Source organism: Microbacterium sp. A8/3-1 (genome assembly GCF_040267695.1).
GTDB classification, from domain to species: domain Bacteria; phylum Actinomycetota; class Actinomycetes; order Actinomycetales; family Microbacteriaceae; genus Microbacterium; species Microbacterium luteolum.
On record NZ_CP158357.1, the window covers coordinates 3,440,355 to 3,453,318 of the forward strand.

General features: G+C 70.9%; 10 protein-coding genes. 1 reads left to right on the top strand and 9 read right to left on the bottom strand.

The genetic code is table 11. From position 1 onward, the window contains the following. Positions 1-28: 28 nt before the first annotated feature. From ABS642_RS16845 to ABS642_RS16855, 3 genes are all read right to left on the bottom strand, one after another. Entirely contained in the window at positions 29-616 is a 588-nt protein-coding gene (locus tag ABS642_RS16845; protein ID WP_282215681.1) for a nitroreductase family protein, read from the bottom strand. 82 nt (positions 617-698) lie between these two features. Beyond that, positions 699-2,183, bottom strand: a complete 1,485-nt coding sequence (locus tag ABS642_RS16850; RefSeq protein ID WP_350351022.1) for a glycosyltransferase — start codon at positions 2,181-2,183, stop codon at positions 699-701. Between the two features lie 81 nt (positions 2,184-2,264). After that, the gene (locus ABS642_RS16855; RefSeq protein ID WP_350351023.1) at positions 2,265-3,182 is read right to left on the bottom strand and encodes a LysR substrate-binding domain-containing protein; all 918 of its coding nucleotides are present in this window, start codon (positions 3,180-3,182) and stop codon (positions 2,265-2,267) included. A gap of 132 nt (positions 3,183-3,314) precedes the next feature. Between ABS642_RS16855 and ABS642_RS16860 the strand changes: the two genes are divergently transcribed. Beyond that, positions 3,315-6,815 (top strand): bifunctional proline dehydrogenase/L-glutamate gamma-semialdehyde dehydrogenase, encoded by a 3,501-nt coding sequence (locus ABS642_RS16860; RefSeq protein ID WP_350351024.1) that lies wholly within the window; start codon positions 3,315-3,317, stop codon positions 6,813-6,815. 183 nt (positions 6,816-6,998) lie between these two features. Here the strand turns inward: ABS642_RS16860 and ABS642_RS16865 are convergent, their stop codons facing one another. The 6 genes from ABS642_RS16865 to ABS642_RS16890 all read right to left on the bottom strand — a co-directional run bounded on the left by ABS642_RS16865 (position 6,999) and on the right by ABS642_RS16890 (position 12,920). Next, positions 6,999-8,057 (bottom strand): ABC transporter permease, encoded by a 1,059-nt coding sequence (locus ABS642_RS16865; protein ID WP_350353456.1) that lies wholly within the window; start codon positions 8,055-8,057, stop codon positions 6,999-7,001. Between the two features lie 62 nt (positions 8,058-8,119). Next, on the bottom strand, positions 8,120-9,013 hold the full coding sequence (locus tag ABS642_RS16870; RefSeq protein ID WP_282215685.1) for an ATP-binding cassette domain-containing protein: 894 nt from the start codon (positions 9,011-9,013) through the stop codon (positions 8,120-8,122). Positions 9,014-9,133: 120 nt separating this feature from the next. Then, positions 9,134-10,327 carry a benzoate/H(+) symporter BenE family transporter gene (locus ABS642_RS16875; RefSeq protein ID WP_350351025.1) on the bottom strand — a complete coding sequence of 398 codons (1,194 nt, stop codon included), beginning with the start codon at positions 10,325-10,327 and terminating at the stop codon, positions 9,134-9,136. Positions 10,328-10,337: 10 nt separating this feature from the next. Continuing rightward, positions 10,338-10,910 carry a class I SAM-dependent methyltransferase gene (locus ABS642_RS16880; RefSeq protein ID WP_350351026.1) on the bottom strand — a complete coding sequence of 191 codons (573 nt, stop codon included), beginning with the start codon at positions 10,908-10,910 and terminating at the stop codon, positions 10,338-10,340. Between the two features lie 70 nt (positions 10,911-10,980). Beyond that, positions 10,981-11,658, bottom strand: a complete 678-nt coding sequence (locus tag ABS642_RS16885; protein ID WP_350351027.1) for a response regulator transcription factor — start codon at positions 11,656-11,658, stop codon at positions 10,981-10,983. Then, a complete protein-coding gene (locus ABS642_RS16890) occupies positions 11,655-12,920 on the bottom strand; it encodes a sensor histidine kinase (RefSeq protein WP_282215689.1) in 1,266 nt (421 codons plus the stop codon). The genes ABS642_RS16885 and ABS642_RS16890 overlap by 4 nt, the downstream gene beginning before the upstream one ends. Positions 12,921-12,964 lie beyond the last annotated feature (44 nt).

Genomic DNA, 12,964 nt, shown 5'->3' on the forward strand with positions numbered 1-12,964 from the left:
CGGTCCGGGGGCCTCGCTGGCGGGGCGATCAGGCGCTGAGCAGGACCGTCTCGTCGATCGGACGGCGCACGCGCGGGGCGACCTCACGCTGCTGCAGGACCTCGGGGAGGCTCTCGACGTCGCCGAACTCGCCGACGGCGATGACGGTCATCGGCACGAAGCGGGCCTCGAGGTCGGCGAACTCGCGCACGGCCTCGGCGTCGAAGCCGCTCATCTGGTGCACGACGAGACCGTCGTGGTGAGCCTGCACGGAGAAGTGGGCCACGGCCTGACCGAGGTCGTAGACGGCGTGGGTGATCGGCGTGCCGTCGGCTGCCGCGGTCTCGGCGATCGCGACGACGAGGACGCCCGCGTTGCCGGCCCATGTCTGGTTGAAGCCCATCAGCGCGTTCACGACCTGGGCATGCAGGGCGGTGCCTCGGCGGGCGACGATGAAGCGCCACGGCTGGGAGTTGTTCGCGGACGGGCTCCAGCGGGCGGCCTCGAGCGCGGTGGCGAGCTTGGCCTCGTCGATCGCGTTCTGCGCGTCGTACGCGCGGGGGCTCCAGCGCCCGGCCAGGACGTCGAGGACGGGGTGCTCGGTCGGCGCGGTGCGATCGATGACGGGAGTGCTCACGGTGATGCCTTTCGAAGGAGTCGATCGGACTCCGTCGTCCGGCTTACAGGGGTCAGAACACATGTATGCGCATGTATATTCCTCAGCGACCGAGTGTCCAGAGGACCTTTCGACGCAGGATGCCGGCGCGCCGCCGCAGACGCACCGAGAGAGGCTGGTCACGTGCGGCGGCGAGGAGCTTGGCGTCGTATGCCGCGCGCAGCTCTCGCGACCAGCGGCCCGTCACCGCCGCATCCGAGAACTCGGCGGCCTTGGCGATCGCGCGCCGACGCATGCCCTCGATCTGCGCGGGCGGCATCGACTGCAGCTCGACGATCCGCCGCGCCATGGCATCGATGTCCCCCTCGGGGATGAGGAAGCCGTCGACTCCGTCGCGGATCATGTCTGCCGGGCCGTAACGGATGTCGTAGGCGATCGGGATGCATCCGGCGGCCATGCTCTCGACGAGCACGAGCGGCAGACCCTCCGAGGTGGACGTCAGCAGGCTGAAGCTGGCGGTGCGGAACGACAGGCGCGCGGCCGGATCGTGACCGCGCAGGCGCACATCATCCTCGACGCCGAGCCGACGGATGCGCCGCCGGATCACGGCTTCGCGCGGACCCTCGCCGAAGATGTCCGCCTCGACCCGCGGATCCGCGGCGTGCGCGGCGGCGAGCGCCTCGACGGCATGGGTGAGGCGCTTCCGGGTGTTCAAGGAGGCCACGACGACGCCGTGCCCGGCCTCGCGGGCGATGTCGACGTCCGTGGGAAGGTCCACGCCGTTCGGGATCGTGCGTATCCTCGCCTCGACGCCGACGAGGTCGTCCGCGAGATCCGCCTGCTGCCGGGTGGTGAGCACGACGATCGCGTCGAACTCGCCCGCGCGGCGCATGACGTACTCGCGCGTCGGCCGCAGCTCTCCCGCCCGCCCGCCCTGGCGGTGCGAGGCGTGGACGATGTGGACGGTCGTGACGTTGTCTCGCCGGTAGCCGGCGACCGACCGTGCCGCCGTCTTCGAGTCGACCAGGAGGAAGCTCGGCTTGCCGCCGGTGAGACGGTCGAACCACCAGCGGTACAGTCCCCAGCTCGTCTTCCACGACCGGATCGGGGTGCCGTCGACGGCGTACAGCACGATCTTCCGGTCGGCGTCCGAGCGCTCGGTGGCGAGCAGCGAGCCGTCGCGGCGGAACCGGTCGACCGCGACGAGCCTGCCGTCCGCACCGCGCCGCACCCGGCTCAGGACCGTGCCGCCGTGCGACGCCACGACGTCGCCGTCTTCGGGGCGCAGCAGCTCCGGGACCGGCGGCATCGCTCCGCGCGGGGCGGGCAGCTTCTCCCGCAGCTCGTCCCAGAGGTTGCGGATCCTCAGTCCGTCGATGAGCTCACCCGACGCACGGAGGCGCTCCGCGTACTCCGGGTAGTCGGGGCGGTCGTCCAGCGTGAGGATGTCGACATCCACCCCGCCGATCTGCCGGAAGGAGCGCGAGCGGCGCAGCATGGCGGCCGTCATCCCGCCGTGCTGGTCCGCGAAACCCCACGTCAGGGCGAAATACCGTGCGGGTGGGAGACGGAGCGGGGAGCGGAGCACTCGAGCAACGATAGGCCTGCTGTCGTGGCGGCGACTGTGCGTCGGCTGTGTCCCTGCCGAGGAGCGGGGAGCGGATGCCGGCTACTCCGGCAGGTTGTGCGAGGCCGCATCCGCGAGGGCGCTGCGGACGGCCCTGATCGACGGCGCCGCCGCCGAAACCCGCCGTGCTGAGGAGAAGATCTCGCGACGCGGGTCTTCGGGCAGCGGCGTCAGGTCGACCGTCGGGGTGTCGCCCGCCCACACGAGCTCGGGCAGCAGGCCGACCGCAAGCCCGGCATGGATCAGGCGCACGTGCGCGGTGAGGTCGGCGATCTCGAAGCGCACGTCGGGCTCGAAGCCCGCGGTGCGGCAGAGCTGCTCGGCCCAGGCGCGAGAGGCCGTGCCCTCCGGCTCGAGCACCCACGGCTCGGCGCGGGTGGACCACAGGGCGGCGACGGCATCCGTGCGCTCCGCACTCGCCGCGCTGCCGGGTCGGCGGGCCAGCGCGATCGCGTCGTGCGCCAGCAGCACGCGGTCGAGGTCGGCATGGATCGGGCGCGTGCGCCCCGGGTACTGCTCGGCGAGGATCAGGTCGAAGTCGCGACTCGAGACGCCGACGAGGCCGGTCTCGGGGTCGCTCTCGGTGACCTGCACACGCAACGCTGGGTGTCGATCCTTGAGCGCCTCGAGCGCCTGGGGGAGGAGCGAGTGGGCGGTCGACTGGAACACGGCGATGTGCACGGTTCCGGTGACCTCGGTGAGCGATTCCGCGACCGCGACCTCGGCGTGCTCCAGCTGGTCGAGGATGCCGATGGCCTGGGCGACGAGCACGTTCCCCTGCGGTGTGAACTGCACTCCGCGGCCCACGCGGCGCAGGAGCGGGACGCCGACGTCGCGCTCCAGGGCGCTGAGCTGCTGCGACACCGAGGCCTTGCTGTAGGACAAGGCGTCGGCGACGGCGGAGAGCGTGCCGCGACGCGAGAGCTCCACCAGCATCCGCAGACGATTGACGTCGAGCATGGCCGATCCGTTCGTTCAGCTTGAGTGAACAGAATTCACGCAATTCGGTTGATAGACGGAGCCTACCGAGCGGACGGACAATGATCCAGCCGCACACGACCCCGGGTGTGCGCTCACTCCGGAAGGCCCGCCATGACCGTCGACGTCGACACCGCCCCGCGCACCGATACCCCGCGTACCGAAGAGGTGGCCGCCCTCGTGCAGCGCTGGCTCGCCGAGAGCGAGTCCTACCCCGTCGAGCCCGCCGCCCAGCGGCTGTCCGAGGTGCTCAAGGATCCGAACGGCCTGGCCTTCACCGTCGGCTTCGTCGACGGCGTGATGCGTCCCGAGGATCTGCGCGTCGCCGGTCGCAAGCTCGCCGAGATCTCGGAGATCACCCCGACCCTGCTGCCCGGCTACCTGCGGGCCGCCATCAAGACCGGCGGATTCTGGGCGCCGAAGCTGCCCGGAATCGTCGTCCCGATCTCGCGCCGCGTGCTGCGCGCGATGGTCGGGCACCTCGTGCTCGACGCGACTCCCTCGAAGCTCGGTCCCGCGATCGCGAAGCTGCGCAAGACCGGCAACCGGCTCAACCTGAACCTCCTCGGCGAGGCTGTGCTCGGCGAACGCGAGGCAGGCCGCCGCCTGCAGGGAACCAGCGACTTCCTCGCCCGCAACGACGTCGACTACGTGTCGATCAAGGTGTCGAGCGTCGTCAGCCAGCTGTCGATGTGGTCGTTCGACGAGGCGGTGGCGGATGTCGTCGCCAAGCTCACCCCGCTGTACCAGCTCGCGGCGCGCTCGGAGGCTGCGGGCAAGGCGAAGTTCATCAACCTCGACATGGAGGAGTACCGCGACCTCGACCTGACGATCGCGGCCTTCACGAGCATCCTCGACCAGCCGGGGCTGGAGAACCTCGAGGCCGGCATCGTGCTGCAGGCCTACCTGCCCGACGCGCTCGGAGCCATGCAGCACCTGCAGGAGTGGGCAGCGGCCCGCCGCGCCAAGGGCGGAGCGCCGATCAAGGTGCGCGTCGTGAAGGGCGCCAACCTCGCGATGGAAGAGGTCGACGCCGCGATCCACGGCTGGCCGCTCGCGACCTACGGCACGAAGCAGGACTCCGACACCAACTACAAGCGCGTGCTCGACTGGGCGATGACGCCGGAGCGCCTGGATGCCGTGCGCATCGGCGTCGCGGGGCACAACCTCTTCGACATCGCCTACACCTGGCTGCTCGCGCAGGCGCGGGGCGTGGCCGGCCCTTCGACAGGCTCAGGGGCCCAGGCCGACGCGGAGCCCCTCGTCGAGTACGAGATGCTCCTCGGCATGGCGACCGGTCAGGCCGCGGCCGTCCGCAAGGACGTCGGGCGCCTCCTCCTCTACACGCCGGTCGTCAACCCGGCCGAGTTCGACGTCGCGATCGCGTACCTCGTGCGCCGTCTCGAGGAGAACGCGAGCCCGGAGAACTTCATGTCCGCCGTGTTCGAGCTCGCCTCGAACCCGACTCTGCTCACGCGCGAGCGGGAGCGGTTCGAACGCTCGCTCGCGGGTCTCGAGGCCGACCGCTCGGTGCCGGCATCCCACCGCGTGCAGAACCGGCAGGTTGAGAACGCAGCCGAAGCCGGCACCACCGGCTTCGACAATCAGCCCGACACCGACCCCGCCCTCGCCGCCAACCGCACCTGGGGGCGCGAGATCCTCGGCCGGTCGGTGAGCTCGACTCTGGGTCTCGACTCCATCGCGATCGCCAAGGTCGAGACGGATGCCGAGCTCGACGATGTCTTCGCCGCCGCGACCGCCGCCGCCGAGAGGTGGGCGGCTCGGCCCGCCGCCGAGCGCGCCGCCGTGCTGCACCGCGCCGGCGACGAGCTCGCGGCCCGCCGCGGTCAGCTGATCGAGATCATGGCCCACGAGGCCGGCAAGACGATCGCGGAAGCCGATCCGGAGATCAGTGAGGCGATCGACTTCGCGCACTACTACGCCGAGCGCGCGCTCGACCTCGAGGCCGTCTCGGGTGCCGAGTTCGTGCCGTCGAAGGTCACGGTCGTCACGCCGCCGTGGAACTTCCCGGTCGCGATCCCCGCCGGCGGTGTGCTCGCCGGCCTGGCCTCGGGCTCGGGCGTCATCATCAAGCCAGCCAAGCTCACGCAGCGCTGCGGCGCCGTCATGGTCGAGGCGCTGTGGGCCGCCGGCGTGCCGCGCGACCTGCTCGCGCTCGTCGATCTGGCCTCGCGCGACCTGGGCACGCGTCTGGTCGCGAGCCCCGCGGTCGACCGGGTGATCCTCACGGGGGCCTACGAGACCGCGCAGCTGTTCCGCTCCTTCCGCTCCGACCTTCCGCTGCTCGCCGAGACCAGTGGCAAGAACGCGATCATCGTCACGCCGTCGGCCGACCTCGACCTGGCTGCGGCCGACGTCGCCAAGAGCGCGTTCGGGCACGCGGGGCAGAAGTGCTCCGCGGCCTCCCTCGTGATCCTCGTCGGGTCGGTCGCCGAGTCGAAGAGGTTCGAGCGTCAGCTCGTGGATGCCGTGAGGTCGATGCGTGTGGGCCTGCCCGACGATCCCGCCACCCAGATGGGACCGATCATCGAGCCCGCGAACGGCAAGCTGCTGACGGCGCTCACGAAACTCGAGAAGGGCGAGCGCTGGCTCGTCGAGCCGCGCAAGCTCGACGCCGAGGGCAAGCAGTGGACTCCCGGTGTGAAGACCGGGGTGCGCGAGGGCTCGTACTTCCACCTGACCGAGTTCTTCGGCCCGGTCCTCGGCGTGATGCACGCGAAGGACCTCGACGAGGCCATCCGTCTGCAGAACGCGGTGGACTACGGTCTCACGGCAGGGCTTCACTCGCTCGACTCCGACGAGGTCTCGACCTGGCTCGACCGTGTCGAGGCGGGCAACCTCTACGTGAACCGCGGCATCACCGGCGCGATCGTGCAGCGCCAGCCCTTCGGCGGCTGGAAGCGCTCCGCGGTGGGTGCCGGGGCCAAGGCCGGCGGACCGAACTACCTCTTCGGCCTGGGCGAGTGGGTCGCGGCCGAGCTCCCGGCAGCGGCTGCGGACGCAGCCGTCCTGCCGGCGGTCGACGCCCTCCTCGCGGCCGCCACCCCCGACCTGGACCCCGTCGAGTCCGCCTGGGTGCATCGCGCCGCGGCATCCGACGAGCGGGCCTGGGTCGACGAGTTCGGCGCCGTCACCGACAAGTCGGGCCTCGGGGTCGAGCGCAACCTCTTCCGGTACCGTCCGGTCGCGGTCGACGTGCGCATCGCGGAGCAGGCGCCTCTGGTCGACGGCATCCGCGTGCTCGCCGCAGCGCTCCGCAGCGGAAGCCCGTTCACGGTGTCGGCACCCGCGCTGCCGTCGCGCGTCGAGAAGACGCTGCGCGCGCACGGCGTGACCGTGAAGCACGAGACGGATGCCGCATGGACGAAGCGCTACGCCAAGGCGCAGCGCTCCTGGCAGCGCCTGCGGCTCGTCGGCGGCGACGCGTCGGTTCTGTTCGATGCCCTGGACGGCAGCCCGGATGTCGCCGTCTGGTCGCACGCCGTCACGGGTGCGGGTCGCGTCGAGATCCTGCCCTTCCTGCACGAGCAGGCCGTGTCGATCACGAACCACCGCTTCGGCAACCCGACCACGCTCACGGACGGCGTGATCTGACGGCAGCCCGGGTCCCCCTCGCCGACACAAGTTCGGAGGCAGCCCGGCCGACTCCCGTCCGCCGACACAAGTTCGGAGATCGATCGCGACACGGCGTCTGATACGACGGATGCCGCGGCGTGTCGGCCGCGGCATCCGAAGTCGTGTCGGTAGGTCGTGTCGGAAGGTCGTGTCGGGAGGGAGTCAGCCGCGCAGGGCCTCGCCGAGCTTGACGCGGGATCCCATCTTGAGGAGCGAGTTCTCGTAGATCTTCGCGCCGATCACGATCGCCGCCACGCAGCTCGCGAGCAGGATCACGAGGCTCAGCAGGGGCTCCCACCACTGCGCCTCGCCGACGAACAGCCGCATCGGCATCCCGACCGGAGCCGAGAACGGCACGTACGACATGATCGTCAGCACCAGCGGGTTGTCGTTGAAGATGATGACCAGCACGTACGGCGCCATGATGAGCATCGTGATCGGGGTCGTGGTCGACCCGATGTCCTCCTGACGCGACACCATCGAGGCCGCCGCCGCGAACAGGGCGGCGAGCAGGATGAACCCGAACAGGAAGAATACCGCGAACCAGATGATGGGCGACCCGAGTGTGGAGAGCACCTCGCGCTGACCGGTGACGATCAGGCCGATCGTGGCGATCGCCGCGAGCGCGAGGATCTGCCCCATCGCGAGGATCGTGTTGCCGATCACCTTGCCCGCCAGCAGCGTGCGGGCAGGGATGGCCGACAACAGCACCTCGACCACGCGTGTCTGCTTCTCCTCGACGATGCTCTGGGCGATCGTGCCGCCGAACGTGGCCGCGGCGCCCATGAACACGATGCCGAACGCGATCGCGATGAAGTAGCGCAGCAGAGGGTTGGTGGTCGCAGGCTCCAGGATCTGGACCTCGGGCGCCTGCGACAGCGCTGCGACGAGGTCGCCCGGCGCATCCTTCAGCGCGACGATCGTGAAGTCGGAGGCGCCGGTGCCCGGAAGCACGGCGGCGTCGACCTTCTCGTCGCGGACGAGCTTCTCGGCCTCGGCCTGATCGGAGACCTCGGTGACCGTGACGTTCGGCAGGGCCGAGACGGCGGCGGAGGTCTGCGACGTGACGGCGACCGGCATCGTCTCGGTGGCGGCGTTCTTGCTCGCGAATCCGCCGATCACGATGCCGGCGAGGGCCAGCAGCAGCAGGATGCCGGTGGAGATGAGGAAGGCCTTGCTGCGGAGCTTGGAACCGATCTCCCGCTCGGCGACGAGCCAGATGCCGTTCGCGACGGTGGGTGTGCCGTGGGTCCCTGAGCTTGTCGAAGGGCTGGTGGGAGTGCTCACTGGATGACCTCCTTGAAGATCTGCGCGAGGGACGGATGCTTGGGGGCGAAGCTCGCGACGTCTCCGCGCTCCACGGCGGAGCGCAGCACGCGCTGTGCGGTCTCGGGTCCGTCGGCGTCGAAGAGCGCGTAGCCGCCCTCGAAGTCGACGACCGTGACACCCGGTTCGGTGCGCAGCCAGCCGGCGTCGCCCGTGGAGACGAGTTCGTAGCGGTCGCGGGCATGCTCGGCGCGGAGGCCGTCGCGGGAGCCGGAGGCGCGGACCGTTCCGCCGGCGAGGATCACCAGGTCGTCGCACAGGCGCTCGACGACATCGAGCTGATGCGAGGAGAAGAGGATCGACGCCCCCTTCGCCGCGCTCGCCTGCAGGACGCCGGCGACCACGTCGACCGCGAGCGGGTCGAGGCCCGAGAACGGCTCATCGAGGATCAGCACCTCGGGGTCGTGCACCAGCGACGCGGCGATCTGCGCGCGCTGCTGGTTGCCGAGCGAGAGCGACTCGATCGTGTCGTTCAGCCGCTCGCCCAGGCCCAGCTCGGTGAGCAGCTCGGTCGCACGCGCCGTCGACTCGGCCTTGCCGTAGCCGTGCAGGCGGGCCAGATACACGATCTGCTCGAGCACCTTCATCTTCGGATAGAGCCCGCGCTCCTCCGGCATGTAGCCGAAAAGGCGGCGGTCGGCGGCGGTCAGGGGCGCGCCGTCGAGGTCGACGGTGCCGCCGTCGGACGAGAGCAGCCCGAGGACGATCCGCATCGTGGTGGTCTTGCCGGCGCCGTTGCCGCCGACGAAACCGGTCAGCCGCCCGGGCGAGACCGTGAAGGACACGTCATCGAGCACTCGCCGCGAGCCGTAGCTCTTGGTGATGCCCGCGAGTTCGAGTTTGCCTGTCATGTCTCCACGCTAGGGACAGGCGGATGCCGGGACATCCCCCGCGCGGCGGACAGTCGGATGTCATCCCGACGGCGGATCGCGGTCAGCGCTGTGGTCTGGGTCCCTGAGCTTGTCGAAGGGTCAGCCCTTTGGTCTGGGGCCCTGAGCTCGTCGAAGGGTGAGCGCCGCGCGCACGACCAGCCCGGCGACGAGTGCCCAGAAGGCGGCGCTGACGCCGAGCACCGAGATGCCGGATGCCGCGACGAGGAAGGTCACGACGGCGGGGATCCGCTCGCCCGGGTCGTCGATGGCCTGCTGCACGGCGGCGCCGAACGCGGCGAACAGCGCGAGGCCGGCCACGGCGGGGATCACCGCCTCTGGTGCGAGCGTCACCAGGGCGGCGAAGGCGGCCGAGAAGCCGCCGAGCACGAGGTAGGACGCCCCGGTCGAGACGCCGGCGAGCCAGCGGCGCTTCGGGTCGGGGTCGGCATCCGGAGACGCGGCGAGAGCCGCACTGATGGCGGCGAGGTTGATCGCATGGCCGCCCGCGGTGGCGCCGAGCGCGGTGCCGAGCCCGGTCACGAGCATCGCCGGACGCCAGGGCACCTCGTATCCGAAGCTGCGCATGATCGCGATGCCCGGCACGTTCTGAGACGCCATGGTCACGATGAACAGCGGCAGCGCGAGGCCGACGAGCGCGCCGATCGTGAACGTCGGCGCGGTGAGCTCGACGTGCGGCAGCAGGACGGCCGGATCGAACGCCGCCTTCTCCCCGACCAGCGACACGGCGACCACGACGGCTGCGGCGACGAACGCGAGGGGCACGGCCCAGCGCGGCGCGAGGCGCGCGAACACCAGCCAGGTGAGCACGACGGGGACGACGCCCCACGGGTTCGCGACGATGCCGGTGATCGGAGCGAGGCACAGGGGCAGGAGCACGCCGGCGAGCATCGCCTGTGCGATCGACGGCGGGATGCGGGCGATGAGCGCACCGAGCGTGGGCCAGAGCGCCGTCAGCAGGATCAGCGCGGCCGTGACGAGGAACGCGCCGACCGCCGCCGACCATCCTCCTTCGACGGCGCCGGTCGCCGCGAGCAGCGCCGCACCGGGAGTGGACCACGCGACGGTGATCGGCATCCGATAGCGCCACGCGAGCACGATGCAGGCGAGCCCCATGGTGAGGCTGACCGCGAGCAGTCCGCTCGCCGCCTGCGCGGGAGTCGCCCCGACCGCGTCGAGTCCGGTCAGCACGACAGCGAACGAGCTGGTGAACCCGACCAGCGCGGTCACCACGCCCGCCAGGATCGGGCGGGACAGGGGAGCGGCGCCGGGCATGCGTACGAGGTTATCGCGGAGGGTCGGCGACAGCGCCGTCGGCCTCCGCGGTCGGCTTCGTCCAGGACAGCATGTAGCGGTAGTAGAGGCCGCGTCTGAGCTGTGCGCCGGGGAGCGACTCATGAGCGATGGCGCGGATCTCCGCCACACTCTCCGTGGACTCTGCCGTGGGGACGCCGATGTCGCGCGACTCCCGGTGGAGCATCGATCCGAGCCGCACCCAGGGCAGCGCGAAGGCCGAGAGCACCCAGTCCGCGAACGTCCGGTTGGCGGCCAGCCCGACGACGAGCAGCTTCCCGCCGGGGCGGAGGAGCGCCCTGGCCTTCGCCAGAGACGATCGCGTGTCCATGTGATGGAGCGCGGCGACGAAGGTGATGACGTCGAAGAGGCGGTCGCCGGCGTCGAAGGCCAGGAAGTCGGATGTCGTGACGGATGCGTTCGGCGTGTGCTGCACGCGAGCACTCGCGCGCTCGGCCGCTCCCGGGTCGGGCTCGATGCCCGTCACCGTGGCGCACAGAGGCGCGAGCCTCTGCAGCAGCAGCCCCTCGCCGCATCCCACATCGAGCACATCGGGTGCGCGCATGCCGGACACCTTCCCGATGATCCACGGGTGGTACGCGGTGTTGTGATTCCAGTACTCGACCACGGTCGCCTCAGGCGATACCCATCCGATGCGCCAGCACGACGGCCTGCACCCGGTCGCGCGCGCCCAGCTTCTGCAGGATGCGGGAGACGTGCGTCTTCACCGTGGCCTCGCCGATGAACAGCGCGGTCGCGATCTCGGCGTTGGTGCGCGCGTCGGCGAGCAGAGCGAGTACCTCCGCCTCGCGGTCGGTGAGCGGCTCGGCCAGCGGGGTCGCGCTCCGAGGTCGGGCGGCCGCAGGCGCAGGGGAGGATGCTCCGGCGAACCGCGCCAGTACCCGGCGCGTGACCTCGGGCGCCAGCATCCCGTCGCCGGCGGCCAGGGCGCGCACGGCGGCGATCAGGTCTTCTGCGGCGGCGTTCTTCAGCAGGAAGCCGCTGGCTCCGGCATCCAGCGCCTGATAGAGGTAGTCGTCCTGGTCGAACGTGGTGACGATCGCGATCGCCGCTCCGACGGCGGGATCGGCGACGATGCGACGGGTCGCCTCGATGCCGTCCATGTCGGGCATCTGCACGTCCATCGTGATGACGTCGGGGAGGAGGGCGGATGCCTGGGCGACGGCCTCGGCCCCCGTCGCCGCTTCGCCGACCACCGTGATGTCGGGCTGGATGTCGAGGATCGTGCGGAAGCCCGCGCGCAGCATCGAGTGGTCGTCGACGAGGAGGACGCGGATCTGCGGGTCTGTCATCGGGTGCTCCTCGCATCGGCCGTCGCCGGCAGGGGCACGCGGGCGCGCACGCGCAGACCGCCGAGGGGGCGTGGCGTCACCTCGAGGCTGCCTCCGGATGCCGCGGCGCGCTCGCGCATGCCGAGCTGACCGAGGCCGGGTCGCAGCTGGGCGACCGCGCGTCCGGTGTTCACGATCTCGACCTCGACGCCGTCCTCGTCGTAGCGCACGCGCACGTCGGCCGTCGCTCCGGCGCCCGCGTGGCGGCGGGCGTTCGTGAGCGACTCCTGCGCGATGCGGTACAGGTTCACGGCGATGAGCGAGGGGACGGCGGCGGGCTCCCCGATCACGGCGTATTCGGTCGGAAGGCCGGCATCGGTCGACGCGGCCGCGAGCTCGGCGATGTCATCGAGCGTGAGAGTGGATGCCGGTTCGGCCGTGTCGCCGCCGGGGGTGCGCAGCGTCTCGAGCAGCTGCCGCAGCTCACTGATGGCGTCGCGCGCCGACCCCTCGACGCCGGCGAGGATGCGCGCGGACTGCGCCGGATCCTGGTCGATCACGAGTCGTGCGGCCCCCGCCTGCACGCCCATGACCGATACGTGATGCGCGACGACGTCGTGCAGCTCGCGGGCGATGCGCACCCTGTCGAGCGCGACGGCCTGCGCCGCGGTGACCTCGCGCTCGCGCTCCAGCTCGCTCGTGCGCTGCTCGAGCACCTCGCGTTCGGCCGCCGAGTGCCAGGCGCGCTCGCCGAAGTAGTACGCCCCGCCGAAGTAGAGCGCGTTCAACAGGATCTGGATCATCATGAAGGCGATGTAGGGCGAGAAGGCGCCCGCGACGACATCGGCCTCGTCGGCCTGCTTGATCGCCTCGTAGTACATCGTGATCAGCAGCCAGGCGAACATGCCGACGATGATCGCGATGCGCACGATCATGGCGCGTCGGCGGTCGTTCATCCACGCGCCCACCGAGTACAGGCCGATGAACATCGCGATGTTGCCGACGTAGAGTTCGGGGATCTTCACGGTCACCGCGACGAAGTAGGCCGTCGCGGTGACGACCGCGACGATGCCGGGCCATCGGCGGCGGAACGCGAGCGGCGCGGTGACGACCACGGCGTAGACGACGGCCGTCCACAGTTCGGCCTGCTGATCGCCGTAGATCTGAGCGATCGACGAGAGCCCGGCGCTCAGGACGGCGCCGACGAACAGCACGCCGGCGAGCAGCAGATCGCTGCGGTGCTCTCGGGCGGTCGGCGTGCGGGTGAAGGGGACGGCGGGCATCCTCCCACCGTATGGGGGAGCGGATGCCGTGGCATCCCCCGCGC